Origin of the sequence: Xenorhabdus thuongxuanensis (assembly GCF_001908095.1) — a bacterium.
In the GTDB taxonomy this organism is placed as follows: Bacteria; Pseudomonadota; Gammaproteobacteria; order Enterobacterales; family Enterobacteriaceae; genus Xenorhabdus; species Xenorhabdus thuongxuanensis.
The window spans coordinates 4,702-29,674 of the sequence record NZ_MKGR01000034.1; the positions used below are offsets into that span (position 1 = coordinate 4,702).

The 24,973-nt window shown below is 43.8% G+C and carries 43 protein-coding genes; 38 read left to right on the forward strand and 5 right to left on the reverse strand.

From position 1 onward, the window contains the following. The 33 genes from Xentx_RS16140 to Xentx_RS16300 form a co-directional block, all read left to right on the forward strand. Positions 1–207 (forward strand): EF-Tu C-terminal domain-related protein (locus Xentx_RS16140; RefSeq protein ID WP_479688424.1); only part of this gene is annotated, 207 nt, incomplete at its 5' end. 242 nt (positions 208–449) lie between these two features. Beyond that, positions 450–644, forward strand: coding sequence for a bacterioferritin-associated ferredoxin (bfd, locus tag Xentx_RS16145; RefSeq protein ID WP_074021472.1), 195 nt, complete (start codon positions 450–452; stop codon positions 642–644). Positions 645–720: 76 nt separating this feature from the next. Beyond that, positions 721–1,197, forward strand: coding sequence for a bacterioferritin (bfr, locus tag Xentx_RS16150; RefSeq protein WP_074021474.1), 477 nt, complete (start codon positions 721–723; stop codon positions 1,195–1,197). 316 nt (positions 1,198–1,513) lie between these two features. Next, the gene (gene rpsJ, locus Xentx_RS16155) at positions 1,514–1,825 is read left to right on the forward strand and encodes a 30S ribosomal protein S10 (RefSeq protein WP_001181005.1); all 312 of its coding nucleotides are present in this window, start codon (positions 1,514–1,516) and stop codon (positions 1,823–1,825) included. Positions 1,826–1,857: 32 nt separating this feature from the next. Next, positions 1,858–2,490: a 50S ribosomal protein L3 gene (gene rplC / locus Xentx_RS16160; RefSeq protein WP_074021476.1), complete on the forward strand. Its 633-nt coding sequence runs from the start codon at positions 1,858–1,860 to the stop codon at positions 2,488–2,490. Positions 2,491–2,506: 16 nt separating this feature from the next. Continuing rightward, positions 2,507–3,112, forward strand: a complete 606-nt coding sequence (rplD, locus tag Xentx_RS16165; protein ID WP_074021477.1) for a 50S ribosomal protein L4 — start codon at positions 2,507–2,509, stop codon at positions 3,110–3,112. Next, complete coding sequence (rplW, locus tag Xentx_RS16170) at positions 3,109–3,411, forward strand: 50S ribosomal protein L23 (RefSeq protein WP_038269605.1); 303 nt, start codon at positions 3,109–3,111, stop codon at positions 3,409–3,411. Before rplD ends, rplW begins: the two co-directional genes overlap by 4 nt. 19 nt (positions 3,412–3,430) lie before the next feature. Continuing rightward, positions 3,431–4,255: a 50S ribosomal protein L2 gene (gene rplB / locus Xentx_RS16175; RefSeq protein ID WP_074021479.1), complete on the forward strand. Its 825-nt coding sequence runs from the start codon at positions 3,431–3,433 to the stop codon at positions 4,253–4,255. 14 nt (positions 4,256–4,269) lie between these two features. Then, positions 4,270–4,548, forward strand: a complete 279-nt coding sequence (gene rpsS / locus Xentx_RS16180) for a 30S ribosomal protein S19 (protein ID WP_011148791.1) — start codon at positions 4,270–4,272, stop codon at positions 4,546–4,548. Positions 4,549–4,562: 14 nt separating this feature from the next. After that, positions 4,563–4,895 carry a 50S ribosomal protein L22 gene (gene rplV / locus Xentx_RS16185; RefSeq protein ID WP_010847481.1) on the forward strand — a complete coding sequence of 111 codons (333 nt, stop codon included), beginning with the start codon at positions 4,563–4,565 and terminating at the stop codon, positions 4,893–4,895. Positions 4,896–4,912: 17 nt separating this feature from the next. Continuing rightward, on the forward strand, positions 4,913–5,614 hold the full coding sequence (gene rpsC, locus Xentx_RS16190) for a 30S ribosomal protein S3 (RefSeq protein ID WP_074021480.1): 702 nt from the start codon (positions 4,913–4,915) through the stop codon (positions 5,612–5,614). A 12-nt stretch (positions 5,615–5,626) separates the two neighbouring features. Further along, positions 5,627–6,037 carry a 50S ribosomal protein L16 gene (rplP, locus tag Xentx_RS16195; RefSeq protein ID WP_012990491.1) on the forward strand — a complete coding sequence of 137 codons (411 nt, stop codon included), beginning with the start codon at positions 5,627–5,629 and terminating at the stop codon, positions 6,035–6,037. Continuing rightward, entirely contained in the window at positions 6,037–6,228 is a 192-nt protein-coding gene (gene rpmC, locus Xentx_RS16200) for a 50S ribosomal protein L29 (RefSeq protein ID WP_010847484.1), read from the forward strand. Before rplP ends, rpmC begins: the two co-directional genes overlap by 1 nt. Continuing rightward, positions 6,228–6,482, forward strand: a complete 255-nt coding sequence (gene rpsQ, locus Xentx_RS16205) for a 30S ribosomal protein S17 (protein WP_074021482.1) — start codon at positions 6,228–6,230, stop codon at positions 6,480–6,482. The genes rpmC and rpsQ overlap by 1 nt, the downstream gene beginning before the upstream one ends. A gap of 175 nt (positions 6,483–6,657) precedes the next feature. Next, positions 6,658–7,029: a 50S ribosomal protein L14 gene (gene rplN / locus Xentx_RS16210; RefSeq protein WP_004246955.1), complete on the forward strand. Its 372-nt coding sequence runs from the start codon at positions 6,658–6,660 to the stop codon at positions 7,027–7,029. A gap of 10 nt (positions 7,030–7,039) precedes the next feature. Then, positions 7,040–7,354, forward strand: coding sequence for a 50S ribosomal protein L24 (rplX, locus tag Xentx_RS16215; RefSeq protein WP_074021484.1), 315 nt, complete (start codon positions 7,040–7,042; stop codon positions 7,352–7,354). Between the two features lie 13 nt (positions 7,355–7,367). After that, positions 7,368–7,907, forward strand: a complete 540-nt coding sequence (gene rplE, locus Xentx_RS16220) for a 50S ribosomal protein L5 (RefSeq protein ID WP_074021486.1) — start codon at positions 7,368–7,370, stop codon at positions 7,905–7,907. Between the two features lie 12 nt (positions 7,908–7,919). Beyond that, positions 7,920–8,225: a 30S ribosomal protein S14 gene (gene rpsN / locus Xentx_RS16225; RefSeq protein ID WP_010847489.1), complete on the forward strand. Its 306-nt coding sequence runs from the start codon at positions 7,920–7,922 to the stop codon at positions 8,223–8,225. A gap of 33 nt (positions 8,226–8,258) precedes the next feature. Beyond that, positions 8,259–8,651: a 30S ribosomal protein S8 gene (gene rpsH, locus Xentx_RS16230; RefSeq protein ID WP_038240479.1), complete on the forward strand. Its 393-nt coding sequence runs from the start codon at positions 8,259–8,261 to the stop codon at positions 8,649–8,651. Between the two features lie 14 nt (positions 8,652–8,665). Further along, positions 8,666–9,199, forward strand: a complete 534-nt coding sequence (gene rplF / locus Xentx_RS16235; RefSeq protein ID WP_074021488.1) for a 50S ribosomal protein L6 — start codon at positions 8,666–8,668, stop codon at positions 9,197–9,199. Between the two features lie 9 nt (positions 9,200–9,208). Then, complete coding sequence (rplR, locus tag Xentx_RS16240) at positions 9,209–9,562, forward strand: 50S ribosomal protein L18 (RefSeq protein WP_047771700.1); 354 nt, start codon at positions 9,209–9,211, stop codon at positions 9,560–9,562. 14 nt (positions 9,563–9,576) lie between these two features. Then, positions 9,577–10,077: a 30S ribosomal protein S5 gene (gene rpsE, locus Xentx_RS16245; protein ID WP_045968057.1), complete on the forward strand. Its 501-nt coding sequence runs from the start codon at positions 9,577–9,579 to the stop codon at positions 10,075–10,077. A gap of 4 nt (positions 10,078–10,081) precedes the next feature. Beyond that, positions 10,082–10,261, forward strand: a complete 180-nt coding sequence (gene rpmD, locus Xentx_RS16250; RefSeq protein ID WP_045968059.1) for a 50S ribosomal protein L30 — start codon at positions 10,082–10,084, stop codon at positions 10,259–10,261. A gap of 3 nt (positions 10,262–10,264) precedes the next feature. Next, positions 10,265–10,699, forward strand: a complete 435-nt coding sequence (gene rplO / locus Xentx_RS16255; RefSeq protein WP_045960137.1) for a 50S ribosomal protein L15 — start codon at positions 10,265–10,267, stop codon at positions 10,697–10,699. Between the two features lie 7 nt (positions 10,700–10,706). Next, positions 10,707–12,038: a preprotein translocase subunit SecY gene (gene secY, locus Xentx_RS16260; protein ID WP_074021490.1), complete on the forward strand. Its 1,332-nt coding sequence runs from the start codon at positions 10,707–10,709 to the stop codon at positions 12,036–12,038. Positions 12,039–12,070: 32 nt separating this feature from the next. Then, complete coding sequence (gene rpmJ, locus Xentx_RS16265; RefSeq protein ID WP_074021491.1) at positions 12,071–12,187, forward strand: 50S ribosomal protein L36; 117 nt, start codon at positions 12,071–12,073, stop codon at positions 12,185–12,187. 148 nt (positions 12,188–12,335) lie between these two features. After that, a complete protein-coding gene (gene rpsM, locus Xentx_RS16270) occupies positions 12,336–12,692 on the forward strand; it encodes a 30S ribosomal protein S13 (RefSeq protein ID WP_038269629.1) in 357 nt (118 codons plus the stop codon). 15 nt (positions 12,693–12,707) lie between these two features. Then, complete coding sequence (gene rpsK, locus Xentx_RS16275; RefSeq protein ID WP_002919257.1) at positions 12,708–13,097, forward strand: 30S ribosomal protein S11; 390 nt, start codon at positions 12,708–12,710, stop codon at positions 13,095–13,097. A 36-nt stretch (positions 13,098–13,133) separates the two neighbouring features. Next, positions 13,134–13,754, forward strand: coding sequence for a 30S ribosomal protein S4 (gene rpsD / locus Xentx_RS16280; RefSeq protein WP_074021493.1), 621 nt, complete (start codon positions 13,134–13,136; stop codon positions 13,752–13,754). A gap of 25 nt (positions 13,755–13,779) precedes the next feature. Then, positions 13,780–14,769 carry a DNA-directed RNA polymerase subunit alpha gene (locus tag Xentx_RS16285; protein ID WP_038269634.1) on the forward strand — a complete coding sequence of 330 codons (990 nt, stop codon included), beginning with the start codon at positions 13,780–13,782 and terminating at the stop codon, positions 14,767–14,769. Between the two features lie 40 nt (positions 14,770–14,809). After that, on the forward strand, positions 14,810–15,202 hold the full coding sequence (rplQ, locus tag Xentx_RS16290; protein WP_074021494.1) for a 50S ribosomal protein L17: 393 nt from the start codon (positions 14,810–14,812) through the stop codon (positions 15,200–15,202). Between the two features lie 175 nt (positions 15,203–15,377). Further along, positions 15,378–15,791, forward strand: a complete 414-nt coding sequence (zntR, locus tag Xentx_RS16295) for a Zn(2+)-responsive transcriptional regulator (protein ID WP_074021496.1) — start codon at positions 15,378–15,380, stop codon at positions 15,789–15,791. 86 nt (positions 15,792–15,877) lie between these two features. Next, complete coding sequence (locus tag Xentx_RS16300; protein ID WP_074021498.1) at positions 15,878–16,078, forward strand: alternative ribosome-rescue factor A; 201 nt, start codon at positions 15,878–15,880, stop codon at positions 16,076–16,078. Between the two features lie 41 nt (positions 16,079–16,119). Here Xentx_RS16300 and trkA read toward each other — a convergent pair whose 3' ends face one another. The 4 genes from trkA to def all read right to left on the reverse strand — a co-directional run bounded on the left by trkA (position 16,120) and on the right by def (position 20,441). Then, positions 16,120–17,496 carry a Trk system potassium transporter TrkA gene (trkA, locus tag Xentx_RS16305; RefSeq protein ID WP_074021499.1) on the reverse strand — a complete coding sequence of 459 codons (1,377 nt, stop codon included), beginning with the start codon at positions 17,494–17,496 and terminating at the stop codon, positions 16,120–16,122. 93 nt (positions 17,497–17,589) lie between these two features. Then, a complete protein-coding gene (gene rsmB, locus Xentx_RS16310) occupies positions 17,590–18,870 on the reverse strand; it encodes a 16S rRNA (cytosine(967)-C(5))-methyltransferase RsmB (protein WP_074021501.1) in 1,281 nt (426 codons plus the stop codon). An 86-nt stretch (positions 18,871–18,956) separates the two neighbouring features. Further along, positions 18,957–19,904 carry a methionyl-tRNA formyltransferase gene (fmt, locus tag Xentx_RS16315; RefSeq protein ID WP_074021502.1) on the reverse strand — a complete coding sequence of 316 codons (948 nt, stop codon included), beginning with the start codon at positions 19,902–19,904 and terminating at the stop codon, positions 18,957–18,959. 24 nt (positions 19,905–19,928) lie between these two features. Further along, positions 19,929–20,441: a peptide deformylase gene (gene def, locus Xentx_RS16320; protein WP_074021504.1), complete on the reverse strand. Its 513-nt coding sequence runs from the start codon at positions 20,439–20,441 to the stop codon at positions 19,929–19,931. A gap of 133 nt (positions 20,442–20,574) precedes the next feature. Here def and dprA point away from each other — a divergent pair, with 133 nt between their 5' ends. The 5 genes from dprA to Xentx_RS16345 are packed head-to-tail and all read left to right on the forward strand — an operon-like array spanning position 20,575 to position 23,937. Then, complete coding sequence (gene dprA, locus Xentx_RS16325; protein ID WP_074021506.1) at positions 20,575–21,663, forward strand: DNA-protecting protein DprA; 1,089 nt, start codon at positions 20,575–20,577, stop codon at positions 21,661–21,663. A gap of 60 nt (positions 21,664–21,723) precedes the next feature. Further along, positions 21,724–22,269 (forward strand): DNA topoisomerase family protein, encoded by a 546-nt coding sequence (locus Xentx_RS16330; RefSeq protein WP_074021508.1) that lies wholly within the window; start codon positions 21,724–21,726, stop codon positions 22,267–22,269. A gap of 1 nt (position 22,270) precedes the next feature. Next, positions 22,271–22,840, forward strand: a complete 570-nt coding sequence (tsaC, locus tag Xentx_RS16335; RefSeq protein WP_074021510.1) for an L-threonylcarbamoyladenylate synthase type 1 TsaC — start codon at positions 22,271–22,273, stop codon at positions 22,838–22,840. Between the two features lie 6 nt (positions 22,841–22,846). After that, on the forward strand, positions 22,847–23,671 hold the full coding sequence (gene aroE / locus Xentx_RS16340) for a shikimate dehydrogenase (RefSeq protein ID WP_074021512.1): 825 nt from the start codon (positions 22,847–22,849) through the stop codon (positions 23,669–23,671). Next, the gene (locus tag Xentx_RS16345; protein WP_074021513.1) at positions 23,668–23,937 is read left to right on the forward strand and encodes a DUF1488 family protein; all 270 of its coding nucleotides are present in this window, start codon (positions 23,668–23,670) and stop codon (positions 23,935–23,937) included. The genes aroE and Xentx_RS16345 overlap by 4 nt, the downstream gene beginning before the upstream one ends. Here Xentx_RS16345 and Xentx_RS16350 read toward each other — a convergent pair. Continuing rightward, complete coding sequence (locus Xentx_RS16350) at positions 23,904–24,458, reverse strand: gamma carbonic anhydrase family protein (RefSeq protein ID WP_074021515.1); 555 nt, start codon at positions 24,456–24,458, stop codon at positions 23,904–23,906. The genes Xentx_RS16345 and Xentx_RS16350 overlap by 34 nt on opposite strands. Between the last annotated feature and the right edge of the window lie 515 nt (positions 24,459–24,973).

A 24,973-nucleotide genomic window follows, 5' to 3' on the forward strand; every position in this document is an offset into this window, starting at 1 on the left:
TACCGTCCACAGTTCTACTTCCGTACCACTGACGTAACCGGTACTATCGAACTGCCAGAAGGCGTAGAGATGGTAATGCCAGGTGACAACATCAACATGAAAGTGACTCTGATTGCCCCAATCGCCATGGACGAAGGTCTGCGTTTCGCAATCCGTGAAGGTGGCCGTACTGTAGGCGCCGGTGTTGTTGCTAAAGTTATTGCTTAATCTTTAATTATCAAAAGATTATGAGAAAGAGGAGCTAAAGCTCCTCTTTTTTTATTTTGAACCACCGTAATTTGGTGGTTTTTTTGTTCTCAAAAATAAAAACAATAATTGAAATGAGATTTATTTCTATTTACTATTCTAGGTGTCGTTTATTTTATAAGCGTAAACAATTTTAGGTATGGGTATTTTGTCCGACTTAAATAGTTATCAAGGGTTTGTAAATAGTTTAGAAGAGTGCTTCCATGTATGTTTGTCTCTGCAACGCAGTAAGTGATAAAGCCATACGTAACGCTGTTCATCAGCAACATATTCGTTCTATCAGAGAGTTGAGGAGCTTTGTTCCTGTAGGAAACGATTGCGGAAAATGCATACGTCAAGCACGTGAAATAATGAATGAGGAGATTGCCCTACTGCCTCCAATAAATAATGTTGCCTAAAATAAGCACAATTTTCTTGCAATTACTCTGCTAAATTAGTACTACACTTTAGTTACTGGAAGCGGAGGAGCTTGCTATGAAAGGTGATAAAAAAATAATTGCACATTTGAATAAACTTCTCGGTAATGAACTTGTCGCCATCAATCAATATTTCTTGCATGCCCGAATGTTTAAGAACTGGGGATTGTTGCGTTTGAGTGAAGTCGAATATCACGAATCCATTGATGAGATGAAGCACGCAGATAAATTTATCGAGCGTATTCTTTTTCTGGAAGGGGTGCCAAATCTACAAGATTTAGGCAAGCTCAATATCGGAGAAGATGTAGAAGAAATGCTGAAATCTGATCTGGAATTAGAATTACGTGGCGTAAAGGATCTCAGAGAAGCAATCGCATATGCCGATTCAGTTCATGATTATGTCAGTAGAGACTTGATGATAAAGGTACTTGCTGATGAAGAAAATCATATTGATTGGTTGGAAACTCAACTTGAACTGATAATTAGAATTGGAATACAAAATTACATTCAATCTCAGCTTAGTGAAGAAGAATAGCTATAGTTTTGCCGCCCTATAATTTGATGTATATAGGGCGCTTTTCTTCCATTTTCTTTCTTGTTTCCCTCTTTCTTGTAGTACTTTTTGCATAGATTTCACTCTTAATATTGCTTTGTGGGTAAATTCACGTATAATGCGCGAGCTTACCTACAAGAGTAGGGCTGATTATTATCAGTAATGAGCGGTGAATAGCCGCCATTTAAAATACTCCCGATATGGGGGTTATGCACAGAACGATTACACTCCCCCATCAACCGAAATGGGTGTGAGGAGTAATCATTTACGTTTATAAAATAGTTGGAGCTCTGGTCTCATGCAGAACCAAAGAATCCGTATCCGCCTGAAAGCATTTGATCATCGTTTGATCGATCAATCAACTGCGGAAATCGTAGAGACTGCGAAGCGCACTGGTGCGCAGGTTCGTGGTCCGATCCCTCTGCCAACTCGTAAAGAGCGTTTTACCGTTCTGATTTCTCCACACGTTAATAAAGATGCGCGTGATCAGTACGAAATTCGCACTCACAAACGTCTGGTTGACATCGTTGAGCCAACCGAGAAAACCGTTGATGCTCTGATGCGTCTGGATCTGGCTGCCGGTGTAGACGTGCAGATCAGCCTGGGTTAATCAGGTCATTGAACGATTGAGAGGTTGAAACAATGATTGGTTTAGTCGGTAAAAAAGTGGGCATGACACGTATCTTCACTGAAGATGGCGTTTCAATCCCTGTAACTGTTATCGAAATCGAAAATAACCGTGTAACTCAAGTTAAAGACAAAGAGACTGACGGTTATCGTGCAATTCAGGTAACGACTGGTAGCAAAAAAGCTAGCCGTGTTAATAAACCTGAAGCAGGTCATTTCGCTAAAGCTGGCGTTGAAGCTGGCCGCATTCTGCGTGAATTCCGTCTGTCAGAAGACGATGCTGAATTCACTGTAGGTCAAAGCATTAGCGTTGAAATTTTCGCTGACGTTAAAAAAGTTGACGTTACTGGTACATCTAAAGGTAAAGGTTTCGCGGGTACTGTTAAACGCTGGAACTTCCGTACTCAAGATGCTACCCATGGTAACTCCTTGTCTCACCGCGTTCCGGGTTCTATCGGTCAGAACCAGACTCCGGGCAAAGTATTTAAAGGCAAGAAAATGGCAGGCCAACTGGGTAATGAGCGTGTAACCGTTCAGAGCTTAGATGTAGTACGTGTTGACGCTGAGCGTAACCTGCTGCTGGTCAAAGGTGCTGTTCCAGGTGCAACGAACAGCAACCTGATCGTAAAACCGGCTGTCAAGGCGTAACGTCAAGGAGATAGGAATGGAATTGGTAATGAAAGACGCGCAAAGCGCGCTGACTGTTTCCGAAACTACCTTCGGGCGTGATTTCAATGAAGCGCTTGTGCATCAAGTAGTTGTTGCGTATGCAGCTGGTGCTCGTCAAGGTACTCGTGCTCAGAAAACTCGTGCTGAAGTTTCTGGTTCAGGTAAAAAACCATGGCGTCAGAAAGGCACTGGTCGTGCGCGTTCTGGTTCTATTAAGAGCCCAATTTGGCGCTCTGGTGGTGTAACTTTCGCAGCGAAACCACAGGACCACAGTCAAAAAGTTAATAAAAAGATGTACCGTGGTGCTCTGAAAAGCATCCTGTCTGAACTGGTACGTCAAGATCGTCTGATCGTTGTCGAGAAGTTCTCTGTTGACGCACCTAAGACTAAGTTGCTGGTACAGAAACTGAAAGAAATGGCTCTGGAAGACGTGCTGATTATCACTGGCGAAGTTGATGAGAATCTGTTCTTAGCAGCTCGTAACCTGTATAAGGTTGACGTTCGTGATACAGCAGGTATCGATCCTGTAAGCCTGATTGCCTTCGACAAAGTGGTTATGACTGCTGAAGCTGTGAAGCAAGTTGAGGAGATGCTGGCATGATCCGTGAAGAACGTCTGCTGAAAGTACTGCGCGCCCCGCACGTATCTGAAAAAGCTTCTACAGCGATGGAAAAAAGCAACACCATCGTTCTCAAAGTTGCGAAAGACGCGACTAAAGCAGAGATCAAAGCTGCCGTACAGAAACTGTTTGAAGTTGAAGTTGAAGGTGTAAACACTTTGCTGGTTAAAGGTAAAGTTAAACGCCACGGACAGCGTATTGGTCGTCGTAGCGACTGGAAAAAGGCTTACGTCACCTTGAAAGAAGGCCAGAACCTGGACTTCGTTGGCGGCGCTGAGTAAGTCGGAGGAGTAAAGAACAATGGCAATTGTTAAATGTAAACCTACGTCTCCGGGCCGTCGCCACGTTGTTAAAGTGGTTAACCCTGAGCTGCATAAGGGTAAACCTTATGCTCCGTTGTTGGAAAAAAACAACAAAACTGGTGGTCGTAACAACAATGGTCGTATTACCACTCGTCACATCGGTGGTGGCCATAAACAGCATTATCGTCTGATTGACTTCAAACGTAATAAAGACGGTATCCCTGCTGTTGTTGAGCGTCTGGAATATGATCCAAACCGTTCAGCAAATATCGCACTGGTTCTGTATAAAGACGGTGAGCGTCGTTATATCCTTGCGCCTAAAGGCCTGAAAGCGGGTGATCAAATCCAGTCTGGTGCTGATTCAGCGATCAAAACTGGTAACGCCCTGCCAATGCGTAACATCCCGGTTGGTTCTACTGTTCACAACATAGAAATGAAACCAGGTAAAGGCGGCCAATTGGCTCGTTCAGCAGGTGCTTATGCTCAGATCGTTGCACGTGATGGTTCTTATGTGACCTTGCGTTTGCGTTCTGGTGAAATGCGTAAAATACTGTCTGATTGCCGTGCTACTTTAGGTGAAGTTGGTAACGCAGAACATATGCTGCGCGTTCTGGGTAAAGCTGGTGCAAGCCGCTGGCGTGGTATTCGTCCTACTGTTCGTGGTACGGCGATGAACCCAGTAGACCATCCACATGGTGGTGGTGAAGGTCGTAACTTTGGTAAACACCCTGTAACTCCATGGGGCATCCAGACCAAAGGTAAGAAGACCCGTAGCAACAAACGTACTGATCAATATATCGTACGTCGCCGTTCTAAAAAATAATTAGAGGATAAACCATGCCACGTTCTCTCAAGAAAGGTCCATTTATTGACCTGCACTTGCTGAAGAAGGTAGAGAAAGCGGTGGAAAGCGGAGACAAAAAGCCTATTAAGACTTGGTCCCGTCGTTCAACGATCTTTCCTAACATGATCGGTTTGACCATCGCTGTCCATAATGGTCGTCAGCATGTACCAGTTTTTGTTTCCGACGAAATGGTTGGTCATAAACTGGGTGAATTCGCGCCGACCCGTACTTATCGCGGCCATGCGGCCGATAAAAAGGCTAAAAAGCGCTAAGGTAGGAGGAAGAGATGGAAACTATCGCTAAACATCGCCACGCTCGTTCTTCTGCTCAGAAGGTTCGCCTTGTGGCTGACCTGATCCGCGGTAAGAAAGTGTCGCAAGCTCTGGAAACTCTGACCTATACCAACAAAAAAGCTGCTGGTTTAGTGAAGAAAGTACTTGAGTCTGCTATTGCTAACGCAGAACACAACGATGGCGCTGACATCGATGATCTGAAAGTCACGAAAATTTTCGTAGACGAAGGCCCAACTATGAAGCGTATTATGCCTCGTGCCAAAGGCCGCGCAGATCGTATCCTGAAGCGCACCAGCCACATCACTGTGGTTGTGTCCGATCGCTGAGACTCTGGAGACTAGCAATGGGTCAGAAAGTACATCCTAATGGTATTCGTCTGGGGATTGTCAAACCTTGGAACTCTACCTGGTATGCGAATACCAAAGAATTCGCTGACAACCTGGACAGCGACTTTAAAGTTCGCCAGTACTTGAACAAAGAACTGGTTAAAGCATCTATTTCACGTATCGTTATCGAACGTCCTGCGAAAAGCATCCGTGTAACCATTCACACTGCTCGTCCAGGTATTGTAATCGGTAAAAAAGGTGAAGACGTTGAAAAACTGCGCAAGGCTGTAGCGAATATCGCTGGCGTTCCTGCGCAGATCAATATTGCCGAAGTGCGTAAACCTGAACTGGACGCAAAACTGGTTGCTGACAGCATCAGCTCACAGTTGGAACGCCGTGTGATGTTCCGCCGTGCTATGAAACGTGCTGTACAGAACGCTATGCGTCTGGGCGCTAAAGGTATCAAAGTGGAAGTCAGTGGCCGTCTGGGCGGTGCTGAAATTGCACGTACTGAGTGGTATCGTGAAGGTCGTGTACCTCTGCATACTCTGCGTGCGGACATCGACTACAATACTTCTGAAGCGCACACCACTTATGGTGTAATCGGCGTTAAGGTATGGATCTTCAAAGGTGAGATCCTGGGTGGTATGGCTGCAGTTGAACAGGCGGAAAAACCGGCTGCTCAACCTAAAAAGCAGCAGCGTAAAGGCCGCAAGTAAGGAGAGTCGCTGATGTTACAACCAAAGCGTACGAAATTCCGTAAAGTGCACAAAGGCCGCAACCGTGGTCTGGCTGCAGGTGCGGATGTTAGCTTCGGCACTTTCGGTCTTAAAGCTGTGGGCCGCGGTCGTCTGACTGCTCGTCAGATCGAAGCGGCACGTCGTGCTATGACCCGTGCAATTAAGCGTCAAGGTAAAATCTGGATCCGTGTGTTCCCAGACAAACCTATCACCGAAAAGCCACTCGAAGTGCGTATGGGTAAAGGTAAAGGTAACGTAGAATACTGGGTTGCCTTGATCCAGCCCGGTAAAGTCCTGTATGAAATGGACGGTGTGCCTGAAGAGCTGGCTCGTGAAGCATTCAAGCTGGCAGCAGCGAAACTGCCTATCAAAACCACCTTTGTAACTAAGACGGTGATGTAATGAAAGCACAAGAGCTGCGCGAAAAAAGCGTTGAAGAGCTGAACACTGAGCTGCTGAACCTGTTACGTGAACAGTTTAATCTGCGTATGCAGGCGGCAAGTGGCCAGCTGCAACAGTCTCACCTGTTGAAACAAGTGCGTCGTAATATTGCACGCGTTAAGACTTTACTGACTGAGAAGGCGGGTGCGTAATGACCGATAAAATCCGTACTCTGCAAGGTCGTGTTGTTAGCGACAAAATGGAAAAATCCATTGTTGTTGCTATTGAGCGTAAGGTGAAACACCCATTGTATGGTAAGTTCATCAAACGTACGACTAAACTGCACGTACATGACGAGAACAATGAATGTGGAATTGGTGATGTAGTGGAAATCCGCGAAACCCGTCCACTGTCTAAGACTAAATCTTGGACTTTAGTTCGCGTTATAGAAAAAGCGGTTCTATAATAGATCGCTGTATCGTATGAGATAAACGGCCCAAAAAATAACGGGGCCGTTTATTTTTCTGTCCATCGCGAAGATGTGGTGTTATAATGCCGCGCCCTCGTAGTATGGGATATTGAAACGGCCTCTTTAAAAATAAAGTGGCTCAGTAGTAGTTGACATTTAGCGGAGCACTAAAATGATCCAAGAACAGACTATGCTGAACGTGGCCGACAACTCCGGTGCACGTCGCGTAATGTGTATCAAGGTTCTAGGTGGCTCGCACCGTCGCTACGCAGATGTCGGTGACATCATCAAGATCACTATCAAGGAAGCAATTCCTCGCGGTAAAGTGAAAAAAGGTGATGTCCTGAAAGCGGTAGTGGTGCGCACCAAGAAGGGTGTTCGTCGCCCGGACGGTTCTGTCATTCGCTTCGATAGCAACGCATGCGTATTGTTGAACAACAATAGTGAGCAAGTTATCGGTACGCGTATTTTTGGGCCGGTGACTCGTGAACTTCGTAATGAAAAGTTCATGAAAATTATCTCTCTGGCACCTGAAGTACTCTAAGGAGCAGGCAATGGCAGCGAAAATCCGTCGTGATGACGAAATTATCGTGCTGACTGGTAAAGACAAAGGTAAGCGCGGTAAAGTAAAACAGGTTCTTTCTTCTGGTAAAATCATCGTTGAAGGCATTAACCTGGTTAAAAAACATCAGAAACCGGTTCCGGCTCTGAACCAACCAGGTGGCATCGTTGAAAAAGAAGCAGCTATCAATGTTTCTAACGTTGCAATCTTCAACGCAGCAACCGGCAAGGCTGACCGTGTAGGTTTTAGATTCGAAGAAGGCAAAAAAGTCCGTTTCTTCAAATCTAACAACGAAACTATCAAGTAATTTGGAGTATACGATGGCGAAACTGCATGATTACTACAAAGACGAGGTAGTCAAGAAACTGATGACTCAGTTTGGTTACCATTCTGTCATGCAAGTCCCTCGGGTCGAGAAGATCACCCTGAACATGGGTGTTGGTGAAGCAATTGCTGATAAAAAACTGCTGGATAACGCAGCGGCTGACTTGGCAGCAATCTCTGGTCAGAAGCCATTGATCACCAAAGCACGCAAATCAGTTGCAGGCTTCAAAATCCGTCAGGGCTATCCAATCGGCTGTAAAGTAACCCTGCGTGGAAAACGCATGTGGGAGTTCTTTGAACGCCTGATTTCTATTGCTGTACCACGTATCCGTGACTTCCGTGGTTTGTCCGCTAAATCATTCGATGGTCGTGGTAACTACAGCATGGGTGTTCGTGAGCAAATCATCTTCCCTGAAATCGATTACGATAAAGTGGATCGTGTACGTGGTTTGGATATCACTATCACCACTACTGCGAAATCTGATGATGAAGGCCGCGCACTGTTGGCTGCGTTTAACTTCCCGTTCCGCAAGTAAGGCAGGGTACTCATGGCTAAGCAATCAATGAAAGCACGTGATGTAAAACGTGCGAAATTAGCTGAGAAATTCTTCGCAAAACGCGTTGAACTGAAAGCGATCATCTCTGATGTAAACGCATCTGATGAAGACCGTTGGAATGCTGTTCTTAAGCTGCAAACACTGCCACGTGATTCCAGCCCTTGCCGTCAGCGTAATCGCTGCCGTCAAACTGGGCGTCCGCATGCATTTTTGCGGAAGTTTGGGTTGAGCCGTATTAAAGTCCGTGAAGCCGCTATGCGCGGTGAAATCCCGGGCCTTAAAAAGGCTAGCTGGTAATTGTCACCAATTGAATCACGGGAGTAAAGACAGATGAGCATGCAAGATCCGATCGCGGATATGCTGACCCGTATCCGTAACGGTCAGGCCGCGAATAAAGTTGCGGTCACCATGCCTTCCTCCAAGCTGAAAGTGGCAATTGCCAAGGTGCTGAAGGAAGAAGGTTACATTGAAGATTTTAAAATCGAAGGCGACACTAAGCCAGAACTGGAAATCACTCTGAAGTATTTCCAAGGTAAGGCTGTTGTAGAAAGCATTCAGCGTGTAAGCCGCCCAAGTCTGCGCATCTATAAGAAGAAAGATGAGCTGCCACAAGTTATGGCTGGTTTGGGAATCGCTGTTGTTTCTACCTCTAAAGGTGTAATGACTGATCGTGCAGCTCGCCAGGCTGGTCTGGGTGGCGAGATTCTCTGCTACGTAGCTTAATTCGGGAGGAAAGAATGTCTCGTGTTGCAAAAGCACCCGTCGTCATTCCTGCCGGCGTAGAGGTTAAACTCGACGGTCAGGTTATTTCGATTAAGGGTAAAAACGGCGAGCTAAGTCGTAAAATCCACAACGCAGTTGAAGTTAATCATGCGGATAGCCAATTGACTTTCGCTCCGCGCGAAGGTTTTGCTGACGCTTGGGCGCAGGCAGGTACAACTCGTTCTCTGCTGAACGCTATGGTTATTGGTGTTAACGAAGGTTTCACTAAGAAGCTTCAGCTGGTTGGTGTTGGTTATCGTGCAGCAGTTAAAGGCAACGTAGTTAGTTTGTCTTTAGGCTTCTCGCATCCGGTTGAGCATCAGCTGCCAGCAGGCATAACTGCGGAATGCCCATCACAAACTGAAATCGTACTGAAAGGTGCTGATAAGCAGGTGATTGGTCAGGTTGCGGCAGATTTGCGTGCCTATCGTCGTCCTGAGCCATATAAAGGCAAGGGTGTTCGTTACGCCGATGAAGTCGTGCGTACCAAAGAGGCTAAGAAGAAGTAAGGTAACACTATGGATAAGAAAGCAGCTCGTATCCGTCGTGCGACCCGCGCACGCCGCAAGCTCAAAGAACTGGGTGCGACTCGCTTGGTGGTACATCGTACCCCTCGCCATATTTATGCGCAGGTTATCGCACCAAATGGTTCTGAAACTCTGGTGGCCGCTTCTACAACAGAAAAAGCTATCAGTGAACAACTGAAATTTACTGGAAACAAAGAAGCCGCAGCATTAGTTGGTAAGATTGTTGCTGAACGTGCTCTGGAAAAAGGCATCAAAGATGTATCCTTTGACCGTTCTGGTTTCCAATATCATGGTAGAGTCCAGGCACTGGCAGATGCTGCCCGTGAAGCTGGCCTTCAGTTCTAAGGTAGAGGTGTAAGATGGCTCACATCGAAAAACAAGCTGGCGAACTGCAGGAAAAGCTGATCGCGGTAAACCGCGTATCTAAAACCGTTAAAGGTGGCCGCATTTTCAGCTTTACAGCACTGACTGTAGTTGGTGATGGTAACGGTCGCGTTGGTTTTGGCTACGGCAAAGCACGCGAAGTTCCGGCAGCAATCCAGAAAGCGATGGAAAAAGCACGTCGCAATATGAAAACCGTCGCACTTAACAGCGGCACTTTGTACCACCCAGTGAAAGGCTCACACACCGGTTCTCGCGTGTTTATGCAGCCTGCTCACGAAGGTACAGGTATCATCGCCGGTGGTGCGATGCGTGCTGTTCTGGAAGTGGCTGGAGTTCGTAACGTACTGGCTAAAACCTACGGTTCCACTAACCCAATCAACGTGGTTCGTGCAACTCTGGACGCTTTAGACAGCATGAAGTCTCCAGAAATGGTCGCAGCTAAGCGTGGCAAATCCGTCGAAGAAATTCTGGGGTAAGACCATGGCTAAGACTATTAAAATTACTCAGGTTCGCAGTTCAATTGGTCGTTTGCCGAAACATAAGGCAACTCTGACTGGTTTAGGTCTGCGTCGCATTGGGCATACTGTTGAGCGTGAAGATACACCAGCTATTCGCGGTATGGTCAACTTGGTTTCCTATATGGTTAAAGTTGAGGAGTAACAGATGCGCTTAAATACTCTGTCTCCGGCTGAAGGTGCCAAGCACGCACCTAAACGTGTAGGTCGTGGTATCGGTTCTGGTCTGGGTAAAACCGGCGGTCGTGGTCACAAGGGTCAGAAGTCTCGTTCTGGCGGTGGCGTTCGTCGTGGTTTTGAAGGCGGCCAGATGCCTTTATATCGTCGTCTGCCAAAATTTGGTTTCACTTCACGTAAAGCAATGGTCACCGCAGAAATTCGTCTGTCTGATTTTGCCCGCGTTGAAGGCGATGTTATCGATCTGAATGCACTGAAAGCTGCTAACATTATTGGCCCTCAAATTGAATTCGCAAAAGTAATGCTTTCTGGCGAAGTCAATCGCGCAGTAACTGTGCGTGGCTTGCGTGTTACTAAAGGCGCCCGTGCTGCAATTGAAGCTGCTGGCGGTAAAATTGAGGAATAAGTAACAGATGGCTAAACAACCAGGATTAGATTTTCAAAGTGCCAAAGGCGGATTAGGCGAGTTAAAACGCAGACTTTTGTTTGTCATTGGAGCTCTAATTGTTTTCCGTATTGGCTCTTTTATTCCAATCCCTGGTATTGATGCCGCTGTGCTTGCCAAATTGCTCGAGCAGCAAAGAGGCACCATCATTGAAATGTTTAACATGTTTTCTGGTGGTGCTTTAAGCCGTGCTTCTATCTTTGCACTGGGTATAATGCCGTATATTTCTGCATCTATTATTATCCAGTTGCTAACTGTGGTTAACCCCCGTTTAGCAGAGATTAAGAAGGAAGGGGAAGCTGGTCGTCGTAAGATCAGTCAGTACACCCGTTATGGCACATTAGTGCTGGCAATATTCCAGTCAATCGGTATTGCTACTGGGTTGCCGAATATGCCTGGAATGCAAGGATTAGTGATTAATCCTGGCTTTGCATTCTATTTCACGGCTGTTGTAAGTCTGGTCACGGGAACCATGTTCTTGATGTGGTTGGGTGAGCAGATTACTGAGCGAGGTATCGGTAACGGTATTTCAATCATAATCTTTGCTGGTATCGTTGCGGGTCTGCCGCCTGCAATTGGTCACACCATCGAGCAAGCTCGGCAAGGCGACCTGCACTTCCTCCTGTTGCTGTTGGTTGCAGTATTAGTGTTTGCCGTAACTTTCTTCGTTGTTTTCATTGAGCGTGGTCAACGTCGTATCGTTGTTAACTATGCGAAACGTCAGCAAGGTCGCAAAGTTTTCGCGGCACAAAGCACACATTTGCCGTTGAAAGTGAATATGGCTGGGGTTATCCCTGCAATTTTTGCTTCTAGTATTATTTTGTTCCCTGGTACCATAGCTTCTTGGTTTGGAGGGGGAACAGGCTGGAATTGGTTGACAACTATTTCTATGTATTTGCAACCAGGTCAACCGCTTTATGTGTTATTATACGCATCTGCAATCATCTTCTTCTGTTTCTTCTACACGGCTTTGGTTTTCAATCCAAGAGAAACAGCAGATAACCTGAAGAAGTCCGGTGCATTCGTACCAGGAATTCGTCCGGGAGAGCAAACGGCTAAGTACATTGATAAAGTAATGACTCGTCTAACCTTAATTGGTGCGTTATATATTACTTTTATCTGCTTAATCCCGGAGTTCATGCGTGATGCAATGAAAGTTCCATTCTATTTTGGTGGTACTTCCCTACTGATTGTAGTCGTCGTCATCATGGACTTTATGGCTCAAGTGCAAACTCTGATGATGTCGAGTCAATATGAGTCTGCATTGAAGAAGGCAAACCTGAAAGGATATAACCGCTAATTGGTTTGCTTGAGAAGTTACGGAGAGTAAAAATGAAAGTTCGTGCTTCCGTCAAGAAATTATGCCGCAATTGCAAAATTGTTAGACGTAACGGTATCGTTCGTGTGATTTGCAATGCAGAGCCTAAGCACAAACAGCGCCAAGGCTAATTAATCGCATATTTTTCTTGCAAAGTTGGGTTGAGCTGGCTAAATTAGCCAGCCAATCTTTTTTATCTGACAGCAACATTGTTTGAGTATCCTGAAAACGGGCTTTTCAGAATGATGTTGCAGTGAATAAATATTGTAGGAGTGCATAGTGGCCCGTATAGCAGGCATTAACATTCCTGATCAGAAACATACTGTAATCGCATTAACTTCGATCTACGGTATCGGTAAAACCCGCTCACAAGCAATCTGTGTAGCAGCGGGCATTGCTGAAAATGTTAAGATCAGTGAGCTGTCTGAAGAGCAAATTGACAAGCTGCGTGACGAAGTTGCCAAATACGTTGTAGAAGGTGATCTGCGTCGTGAAGTAACCCTGAGTATCAAACGTCTGATGGATCTTGGTTGCTATCGTGGTTTGCGTCATCGTCGTGGTCTACCAGTTCGCGGTCAGCGTACTAAGACCAATGCACGTACCCGTAAGGGTCCGCGTAAGCCGATCAAGAAATAATCGGGGTATTGAATAATGGCAAAGGCACCTATTCGTGCACGTAAGCGTGTAAGAAAACAAGTCTCTGACGGTGTGGCTCATATCCATGCTTCTTTCAACAATACCATCGTTACTATAACTGATCGTCAGGGTAACGCATTGGGTTGGGCAACTGCCGGTGGTTCCGGTTTCCGTGGTTCTCGTAAATCTACTCCGTTTGCAGCTCAGGTTGCAGCAGAGCGCTGCGCTGAAGCAGTAAAAGAATACGGAATTAAGAACCTGGAAGTTATGGTTAAAGGACCTGGTCCTGGCCGTGAGTCAACTATCCGTGCATTAAATGCGGCTGGTTTCCGCATCACTAATATTACTGATGTGACTCCGATCCCTCATAACGGTTGTCGTCCACCGAAGAAACGTCGCGTTTAATACGTCTTCGTTTTTTAGGATTGTTGGAGAAAAAAAATGGCAAGATATTTGGGTCCTAAGCTCAAGCTGAGCCGTCGCGAGGGTACAGACCTTTTCCTGAAGTCTGGCGTTCGCGCGATTGACACCAAGTGTAAATTAGAACAGGCACCAGGCCAGCACGGCGCACGTAAACCGCGTTTGTCTGACTATGGTGTACAGTTACGTGAAAAACAAAAAGTTCGTCGTATTTACGGTGTTCTGGAGCGTCAATTCCGTAACTACTATAAAGAAGCGACTCGTCTGAAAGGCAACACAGGTGAAAACCTGCTGAACTTGCTGGAAAGTCGCTTGGATAACGTCGTTTATCGTATGGGTTTTGGCGCGACTCGTGCTGAAGCACGCCAGATGGTAAGCCACAAGGCTATCACGGTAAATGGTCGCGTTGTTAACATCGCTTCTTATCAGGTATCCCCGAATGACGTAGTCAGCGTTCGTGAAAAAGCGAAGAAGCAGGCTCGCATTAAAGCAGCTTTAGAGCTGGCTGAGCAGCGTGAGAAACCAACTTGGTTGGAAGTTGATGCTGCGAAGATGGAAGGTGTGTTCAAGCGTATTCCTGAACGTACTGATCTATCCGCTGACATTAACGAACACCTGATCGTCGAGCTTTACTCCAAGTAAAGCTTAGCACCAAAGAGAGGACACAATGCAGGGTTCTGTGACAGAGTTTCTAAAACCGCGCCTGGTAGATATCGAGCAAGTCAGTTCGACGCACGCCAAGGTGACCCTTGAGCCATTAGAGCGTGGCTTTGGCCATACTCTTGGCAACGCACTGCGCCGTATTCTGCTTTCGTCTATGCCGGGTTGTGCGGTGACTGAGGTTGAGATTGATGGTGTACTGCATGAGTACAGCACCAAAGAAGGTGTACAGGAAGATATCCTGGAGATTCTCCTCAATCTGAAAGGGCTGGCGGTGAAAGTTCAGGGTAAAGATGAAGTTATCCTTACTTTGAATAAATCTGGCATTGGCCCTGTGACTGCAGCCGATATCATCCATGATGGTGATGTCGAAATCGTCAAGCCGCAGCACGTAATCTGCCATCTGACTGACGAAAGCGCTTCCATTAGCATGCGTATTAAAGTTCAGCGCGGTCGTGGATATGTGCCGGCTTCTGCCCGAATTCATTCGGAAGAAGATGAGCGCCCTATCGGTCGTTTGTTAGTAGATGCTTGCTATAGCCCAGTAGAGCGTATCGCCTACAATGTTGAAGCAGCTCGTGTAGAACAGCGTACTGACCTGGATAAGCTGGTTATCGAGATGGAAACTAACGGTACAATCGATCCTGAAGAGGCGATTCGCCGTGCAGCTACCATTCTGGCTGAACAACTAGAAGCTTTCGTTGATTTACGTGATGTACGTCAACCAGAAGTAAAAGAAGAGAAGCCAGAGTTTGATCCGATCCTGCTGCGCCCTGTTGACGATCTGGAATTGACTGTCCGCTCTGCTAACTGCCTTAAAGCAGAAGCTATCCACTACATCGGTGATCTGGTACAACGTACTGAAGTTGAGTTACTTAAGACACCTAACTTAGGTAAAAAATCTCTTACTGAGATTAAAGACGTACTGGCTTCACGTGGACTTTCTCTGGGCATGCGTCTGGAAAACTGGCCACCAGCAAGTATTGCTGATGAGTAACTAGATCACAGGTTAAGGTTTTACTGAGAAGGATAAGGTCATGCGCCATCGTAAGAGTGGTCGTCAATTGAACCGCAACAGCAGCCATCGCCAAGCTATGTTTCGTAACATGGCAGGTTCTTTAGTTCGTCATGAAATCATCAAGACGACTCTGCCTAAAGCGAAAGAACTGCGTCGCGTCGTTGAGCCGCTGATTACTCTTGCCAAGACCGACAGCGTAGCTAATCGTCGTCTGGCATTCGCCCGTACTCGTGATAACGAGATCGTGGCAAAACTGTTTAATGAACTGGGCCCGCGTTTTGCGAGCCGTGCAGGTGGTTACACTCGTATTCTGAAGTGTGGCTTCCGTGCTGGTGACAATGCACCGATGGCATACATCGAGCTTGTTGACCGTGCAGCAGAGTCTCAGACAGAAGTAGCATCTGCAGAGTAATCTGTAGGAGCGTAAAAAGCCGGGTATTATCCCGGTTTTTTATTGCCTTTTAATTTTAATTCTCTAACTCTCCGTTTTATATTCATCAGCTAATCTGCAAATTTTTCCTGTTCAAATGATCTCTTAGCCTATTCTGGTAGTATTGTGATTATTTTCTACTTGATGGGATAATTTTATGTATCGTATTGGTCAGTTGGCTAAATTAGCAGGTGTAACACCTGACACTATCCGTTTTTATGAAAAACAGGGGCTGATGCTTCATGGAGAAAGAACAGAAGGTGGTTATAGACTATATACTGAACAGGACCTACAGCGATTACGTTTTATTCGCTATGCAAAACAATTAGGTTTTACACTGGAAGCAATTGTAGAACTATTATCTATTAGGGTTGATCCTGAGCACCATACATGTAAGGAATCAAAACATATTGTTGATTCTAGATTGCGAGAAGTTGAAAAAAAATTATTAGAAATGCAAAAAATGCGTGATTCTTTGAAAATGTTGAGTGATGCTTGTTGTGGTAGTACTCATGTCAGTACATATTGTTCTATATTGGAAATTTTGGAAGAAGGTGCGACAAACAGATAATTTTTCTTTATTGTTCAGAGTGCTAAGAGTATAATTGCACTGTTTTTAATCACAAAACGATTTTATTAATTAATTTAGAGGTCATTATGACAACATATCGCCATAAAAAAGGTGTTATCAAAGATAATGCTATAGAAGCCTTATTATATGATCCTTTGTTTAGACAGAGAGTAGAGAAAAATAAAAAAGGTAAGGGGAGTTATAATCGTAAAGAAAAACATGGTAAAAAAGGTAGTTGGGAGGCCAATGATAATAATTTTTTCAAGTTGTTATCATTGGCTTTCTAGCTTTTTAAGTAGATTCTATTAATCTGTCCGAGCTGGTGTTTTTACAGGAAGAAGGGACTTGGCTGGAAAAGCTTTTCTACTTCAGGCACGAATTTTTTATCAGTAATAAACATGATTACATGATCACCTTGCTGAATAATACTGTAATCATTAGCAATGATGACTTCTTCATTACGGACAATGGCACCTATTGTTGTTCCTGGTGGTAATTTGATATCACTTATCTTACGCCCAACAACTTTTGAAGTATGTTCATCGCCATGAGCTATGGCCTCGATAGCTTCAGCAACTCCTCTTCTTAATGAGAACACACTGACAATATCTGCTTTACGGACATGACCAAGTAGTGCCGATACTGTTGCTTGTTGAGGTGAAATTGCAATATCAATGACCCCACCTTGTACTAAATCAACATATGCACTTCGTTGAATAAGAACCATTGCTTTTTTAGCACCCATTCGTTTTGCAAGCATGGCTGACATAATGTTGGCTTCATCATCATTTGTTAGTGCTATAAAAACGTCAACTTGTTCAATGTGTTCTTCAGCTAGCAATTCTTGGTCTGAAGCATCACCATAAAACACGATGGTATCGTGCAATAGTTCAGCTAATTCAATGGCTCTTTTTTGGTTATGCTCAATTAGCTTGACACTGTAGTCTTTTTCAAGTCGTAAGGCTAAGCCTGCACCAACATTACCACCACCAACAATCATGATGCGTTTATACGGTTTCTCAAGGCGTTGTAATTCGCTCATTACGGCCCTGATATGTTGTGATGCTGCAACGAAGAAGACTTCATCTCCAGCTTCAATAATTGTTGAACCTTGTGGTCTAATGGGGCGATCTTGACGAAATATTGCAGCAACTTTGCTATCAATATGTGGCATATGCTCTCGGAGTGAGGATAAGGCATTGCCTACCAGTGAACCACCATAATAGGCCTTAACCGCGACAATGCTGACACGCCCTTCAGCAAAATTAACAACTTGTAATGCTCCTGGGTATTGGATTAATTTATAGATGTAATCAATAACCAGTTGCTCAGGAGATATTAGATAATCAATAGGAATATCATCAGGTTGAAATAATTTTTCTGATTCTCGGATATATTCTGATGAGCGTATCCTGGCGACTTTATTAGGCGTGTTAAATAGAGAATAAGCAATTTGGCATGCAACCATATTGGTTTCATCTGAATTTGTGACAGCTATTAACATATCAGCATCCTCAGCGCCAGCTTCCTTCAATACTCTGGGATGGGAGCCATGGCCATTGACAACTCGGAGATCGAATTTATCCTGTAACTGGCGTAGACGATCTGTATCGGTATCAACGACAGTAATATCATTGTTTTCATCAACTAAATTCTCAGCTAATGTTCCACCAACCTGGCCAGCACCCAGAATGATTATCTTCATAGCATTCTCTTCTCAATTGGAAGCCATCTTCTATTCTTGATATTTTAGCAAAACCATAAAATTCTCTCGTTCAGTTGGAACGAGAGAGCGTTATTATTGCTTAGTTAGTCGGGTATAAAAGAAACCGTCACCGCCCGCAGCTTCTGGAATAATTTGTGTTCCAGGAGTATCCGAATTACCTGCTTCTGATAATACTGCATCGGGATGACGGGCCAAAAATGCTTTTATTTGCTCACTATTTTCCTGAGGTAAAATTGAACAGGTGGCATAAACCAGCGTTCCCTTTCGCTTTAAATATGGCCAGATAGCATCAAGGATTTCAGATTGCAATGTAACTAATTGATCTATATCTTCATTCCGGCGTAACCATTTTATGTCAGGGTGACGGCGAATAACCCCTGTAGCAGAACACGGCGCGTCAAGAAGAATACGATCAAATTGTTCATCAGCAGCCCACTCGTGTGGAAGGCGTCCATCACCAGTTTTGACGACAGCATGCAAATTAAGCCGTTGTAAATTCTCTTTTACTCGTTTAATTCGTTTTTCATCAATATCGATAGCGAGAACCTTAGATTTTGGTGCTATTTCGAGGATATGGGTGGTTTTTCCGCCAGGTGCAGCGCAAAGATCTAGTATAGATTCACCGTCACATGGGCTTAAGAGTTCAGCGCATCCCTGCGCGGAGCAATCCTGAATAGTTACCCAGCCTTGACTAAATCCGGGTAGAGCACTGACAGGGTAGGGGGTCAGAAGACGAATAGCACTAGGATGGTTGATATCTAATTCTGCCTCTATATTAGCTTCTACTAATAGTGCAAGATATTCTTTCGCTGTATGGTGAAGTTGGTTAACTCGTAACCACATAGGTGGTTTTTGGTTGTTGGCATCCACTATAGTTTGCCAATTTTGTGGGTATGCTTTTTGAATATGTCCTAACAGCCATTTAGGATGTAGATGTTGATTATTTGTCTGTTCGATTAATGCTTGTTGTTGGCGCTGAAACTGGCGAAGAACACCATTAATCACTCCTTTCAGCTGTGGTCGTTTTAAATTAGTTGCACCATTGACGGTTTCGGAAAGTACAGCGTGCGCAGGTATACGTGTATATATAAGCTGATATATACCAACCATGATTAGATAGTGGAAAATACGTTGTTTTCCTTTCAATGGCTTTGCCATGAGTTGATTGATAAACCACTCAAGCTGAGGCAATACTCGCATCACACCAAAACAGAGCTCTTGCAGCAATGCTTTGTCTTTATCAGAAACTTTTTGTTGTAATTCAGGTATAACGGCGCTGAGGGATTGCCCTTGTTCAAGCACTTGAGTGATTGCTTTTGCGGCGATGCTTCTCAGGTTATATGTATTTTTCATGGTATGGTCAAAAAGCTGACTTTCGTCAGCATTGTAAATAGGAAAAAGCCTGGATGCTAAAACATTCAGGCAAAGTCAGGTTAGTATCAGTTGATTTTGCTACCAGGTGTAAACCACTCACGTTTGGAGTTTAAGAGATCGGCAACCGACATTGCTTTCTTGCCCGGTGGTTGCAATTGAACAATATTTAATATCCCATCCGCAGTTGCCATTTGAATACCTTTTTTATCCGCGCTGATAATTGTTCCAGGAGCTTGGGTGGTTTGCTCTGCAATGACTTCTGCCTGCCAGATTTTAATTGGTTGATCATCAACTAAGAAGAAGCTCATAGGCCAAGGGTTAAAGGCACGAATACAACGCTCAATTTGGCTTGCAGGTAAATTCCAATCTACTTTTGCTTCATCTTTACTCAGTTTTTCGGCATAGGTTGTAAGTGTGTCATCCTGAATTTCAGGCTGGAGTGTTCCTGATGTGATTAAATCTAAGGTGTTGAGTAAGGCTTTTGGCCCAATATCGGCAAGTTTTTCGTATAAGCTAGCACTGGTATCTTCATTTGTAATTGGACAAATGGCTTTCAACAGCATATTACCAGTATCAAGCCCTGCATCCATTTGCATGATCGTTACGCCAGTTTCTTGGTCGCCAGCCCAAAGGGAGCGCTGAATGGGTGCTGCACCACGCCAGCGAGGTAGCAAAGAACCGTGGACATTCAAGCATCCTAGACGTGGTATATCTAAAACGGCTTGAGGAAGAATTAAGCCATAAGCAACAACGATCATAATATCAGCTTGTTGCTCCATGACCCATTGTTGGCTTTCTTCTGTACGTAAGGTTTTTGGCTGGAAAACAGGAATATCATGTTCTTCAGCCAATACCTTTACAGGACTTGGTGTCAGTTTCTTACCTCTTCCTGCCGGCTTGTCTGGTGGAGCGAGTACTCCGACAACCTTGTGTTGAGAGTTTAATAAAGCAGCCAAATGGCGAGCCGCGAAATCAGGCGTTCCGGCAAAAATAATACGTAAAGAATCAGACACTGTTATTTCCTACGATAATAAGAATTATTTGTTTTTGGCTCTCAATCGGTCAATTTTTTCAACTTTCTGACGGATGCGTTGGCGTTTCAATGGTGATAAGTAATCAACAAAGAGTTTACCGACTAAATGATCCATTTCATGTTGAATACAGATTGCCAGTAATCCATCGGCTTCTAACTCAAATGGTTGGCCGTTATAGTCTAAGGCCTTAATTTTTACTTGCTCAGAGCGAGACACAAATCCACGCTGTTCAGGAACAGATAAACAACCTTCTTCTATTCCTGTTTCACCAGTTTCATTAATCAATTCCGGGTTAATCAGAACAAGATGTTGATCACGAGCCTCAGAGACGTCAATGACAATAATTCTCTGATGTATATTGACTTGTGTTGCCGCTAAACCAATACCTTCCTCTGCATACATCGTTTCAAACATATCATCAACGATACGCTGGATTTCTGCATCGACTTTTTCTACTGGCTTGGCAACTGTGCGAAGTCGCTCGTCTGGATAATGTAATACTTGTAAAACTGACATATATGTTTAGAACTGCATCCAAAAAGTGAGTGATAATTGATGCCTATTCTAGACATTTCCTATTTAGATTGACAGTATTGAACATAAATTAATCATGAGAGAATTGCTCTCAACCTCAAGTCAGGATGACGATATGGAAGCGATGGAAATGTGGTTAAGAATGAAAATGGTCTCTCATCTTTCAGCAGCGAAGGCCATGTTTATTATGGATCGCCTGTTACAAACGAAAAATTTCAATATATCTTCCCTTAAAGCATGTGGCCTGTCATCTGCGCAATGCTTGCAATTTATGAAAGCTAACGCTTCCGTTCTGATTTCAGCCCTCAATTGGTTAGAACAACCAGACCATCATTTGTTGACTTTCTCTCATCCCGCATATCCACCTTTATTAAAGCAAATACACTCTCCACCTCTTGTTCTTTTTGTTGTAGGTGATGTATCGGTCTTATCTCAAAAGCAAATTTCAATGGTTGGTAGTAGGGCTGCGACTTTTTATGGCGAAAAATGGGGAAAGATATTTGCTAGTGACTTGGCTAAAAATAATCTGGTAATAACTAGTGGCTTGGCGATTGGTATTGACGGTATCTGTCATCAGGCAGCATTGGATGTAGGAGGGAAAACAGTAGCGGTACTTGGTAGTGGTTTTAAAAATATCTACCCCAGTAGACATAAATCTTTGGCTAGGCATATTAAAGAACATGGTGCATTAGTTTCTGAATTTTTTCCTGATGCGCCACCTAAAGCCAAGCACTTCCCAAGGCGAAATCGAATTATTAGTGGGTTAAGTTTGGCTCTTCTTATTGTGGAGGCTCATAAGAATAGTGGATCACTGATTACAGCGCGTTGCGCTCTTGAACAAGGGAGAGACATCTTTGCATTACCTGGTCCATTAGGCACTCCTGCGAACGAAGGTAATCATTGGTTGATTAAACAAGGGGCTTATTTGGCAACAAATGTAATGGATATCATGGAACATATTAGTTCTTCGTTTCAATGGATTAACATCGAAGAGAAAGATCAGGAGGAGGAAAATAAGCAATTTGAACAAACAGAGTTGCCATTTATGGATGTGCTGGTTAACGTAAGTAGTGAAGTTACACCTATTGATGTGATTGCCCAGCGCTCTTCCCTGCCTGTTACCGAAGTTATGACCAAATTATTGGAGTTGGAACTCATGGGAAAAGTTGCTGTTGTTGCTGGTGGGTATGTCCGAACTAATTAAGCGATTTAATTTGTGCTTTTTCCAATGTTATGGCGGCTGCCGATATTCAGCGAGTGAGATATGAAAGTACCTTTTACTATAAAAGAAATAGAGCGTTGCCCTGAGTGTAATGCTGAGTTAGTGATTCGCAATGGCGCTCATGGCCCATTTTATGCGTGTTCCAGTTATCCATTTTGCCATTATCTTCGTCCTTTAAAAGCACAAGTAGATGGACATATTGTTAAAGAATTGGATGGGCAAATCTGTCCAAAATGTAATTTCACTTTAGTCTTACGTCAAGGGCGTTATGGTATGTTCATTGGCTGTGGTCGTTATCCTGAATGTGAATATACAGAATTAATTGATAAACCAGATGATACGTCAATTAATTGCCCTCAATGCCAGCAAGGAAAATTACTCCAGCGTAAGTCTCGTTTTGGTAAGACATTTTATTCCTGTAGTCGCTATCCAGAGTGTCAGTTTGCACTTAACAATAAGCCTACCTCAGGTGAATGCATGTTTTGTCACTATCCATTGTTAATAGAAAAGCGCACTTCCCAAGGCGTAAAATTATTTTGTGCTAGTAAATTGTGTAGTAAGCAGCAAGTTAACGAAATTGAGAAATGAAATGAGTTACATAATCTCACCAGTATTTGATGAAGTTATCACGGCCCTAAAAGAAGAAAAAGTTATTGCCTATCCAACTGAAGCCGTTTTTGGATTAGGGTGTGATCCTGATAGTGAAAATGCAGTGCAAGAGCTATTAGCGTTGAAAAATAGGCCTTGGGAGAAAGGATTAATTCTTATTGCTGATAAGTATGAGAGATTATGTCCTTATATTGATGATGAACAGATAAATGATACACAGAAAGAAACCATATTCTCATCTTGGCCTGGTCCTGTTACGTGGGTAATCCCCGCTAAAGCAACCACACCAAAATGGTTGACTGGCAAATTTTCAACATTGGCTGTTCGAGTTACGGATCACCCTTTGGTTCAGCAGCTATGTGCTATATATGAAAAACCACTTGTTTCGACCAGTGCGAATCTAAGTGGATTGGAACCATGTCGTAGTGTAGAAGAAGTGCGGCAGCAATTTGGCAATCGTGTCCCAATATTAGAGGGAGAAGTTGGTGCGCGTAAGAATCCATCAGAAATCAGGGATGCGTTAACTGGCAAATTATACCGACAAGGATAGGTAATCATGGATAAATTCGCTGTTTTTGGTAATCCAATCGCACATAGTAAATCTCCTTATATTCATCAATTGTTTGCTGAACAAGCAGGTATCGAACATCAGTATGGGAGAGTACTTGCTCCGGTGGAAAACTTTGAACAAACCTTAACTCATTTTTTCGAACAGGGGGGGGTAGGAGCGAATATCACTGTTCCTTTCAAAGAGAGAGCCTATAAATGCTCAGATGAATTGACTGAACGGGCGAGTATCTGTGGTGCAGTTAACACATTAAAACGGATAGAGGGAAACCGACTGCTCGGTGACAATACTGATGGAATGGGATTATTAGTAGACTTGCAGCGACTGAAATTCCTCTCTCAAGGACAGAAGATTCTGATCATAGGTGCTGGTGGAGCTGCGAAAGGTGTATTGTCTCCTTTGTTATTACTGGGCTGTTCAGTCATTATTACTAACCGAACATTTGAACGTGCTCAAATAATCGCAAATACATTTTCTCTATTAGGTGATATCCAAGCCATTGAAATGAGTGCTCTTGGCCTTATTACTCCAGATTTTGATATTATCATTAATGCAACAGCTTCTGGCCTTGATGGGCAAATTCCGGCTATCTCACCGTTTATTTTTCAAAATAACAGTGTGTGTTACGACATGTATTACCAGCATGGATTAACTCCTTTCCTTACGTTTGCTCATCAAAATGGTATTTCACGTTTGGCTGATGGTTTAGGGATGTTGGTAGGGCAGGCTGCATATTCTTTTGAATTATGGCATGGAGTATTCCCCGAAATAGAACCTGTTTTAACGACCTTAAGACGGGAGTTACATGTATGAACCAATCAATTCAATTTCCTGATCGTGAAGAGTGGGATGAGGTAGAAAATAAGGTGATATTTCCAGCAATGGTGGGTGGTTTGCTGGTGGAATGTATGATTAGTTCTGATGAAATAATAGCGCGTTATGGTAAGGATCATCACCCACTCGATTTGTTTCGTCAACATCGCTGGGATTTGGAAGAAGAGTTTGAAACAACCATTTTGAGTGGGCATGATGATCAATTTGGACGCTACTCTTTGCTTTCAGATTGTGTTGATAGATAGTCATTTTTCCAGCTAACGTAATTATTAGCGGAATAAAGCAGCCCTTCCAATTCTTCAGGTTTGAGTTTTCGTACTTGTTTGGCAGGGCTACCGACGTACAGGTAACCGCTTTCTAATTTTTTACCTGGAGGAACTAGGCTACCAGCTCCAATCACAATATCATCTTCAATAGTCACTCCATCAAGTAAAATGGAACCCATGCCGACTAAGACTCGATTCCCAATTTTACACCCATGTAGCATTGATTTATGACCTACCGTGACATCTTCGCCAATTATTAATGGGAAGCCATTTGGATTATCAGGAGATTTATGAGTCACATGTAAAACAGAACCATCTTGAATATTTGTACGCGAACCAATTGAGACATAATTTACATCTCCCCTGATAACTACAAGGGGCCAAATGCTGACATTGTCTGCTAATCTGACATCTCCAATTACAATAGAAGAAGGATCTAAAAGAACTTTTTGACCGACTTGAGGATAGAAATTTAGATATTGGCGTAAAACAGTAGGCATAAAAACCTCAACAATAAGAGTGAATCGCAAACATATAAACAATTATATAGGAATGTTATTGAGGAAAAAAACGTCATGCAATGGAATGATTTGCATTAGTTTTAGCCTATTTGAGTGGTTTTTATATTTAAGAGAACAAAAAGCGCCCACTTGAGAAATAAGATTGCAAAAAACTCTTGTCAGCTCCGTAAAACCCCCTATAATGCGCCACCACTGACCGACGCAGCGCTGAAACAGGCCGCGAAGGACAGTGAGAGAAACGCGAAAATAATCGCTTGACTCTGGCGGCGAAAAGCGTAAGATACGCAGCCTCGCAACCCGGAAGGAACTTCCGGTTGCCAACGCTCTTTAACAAGTTAATCAGACAATCTGTGTGGGCACTCGCAAGACACTTATCCAAGCCGAAAGGCAAAATGATTTAAAGTCTTGAAGAGTGACTGACAGTTAATTCATTACGAACTAACAGGACGATTCTTTGAGCATCAAACCTTTAATTGAAGAGTTTGATCATGGCT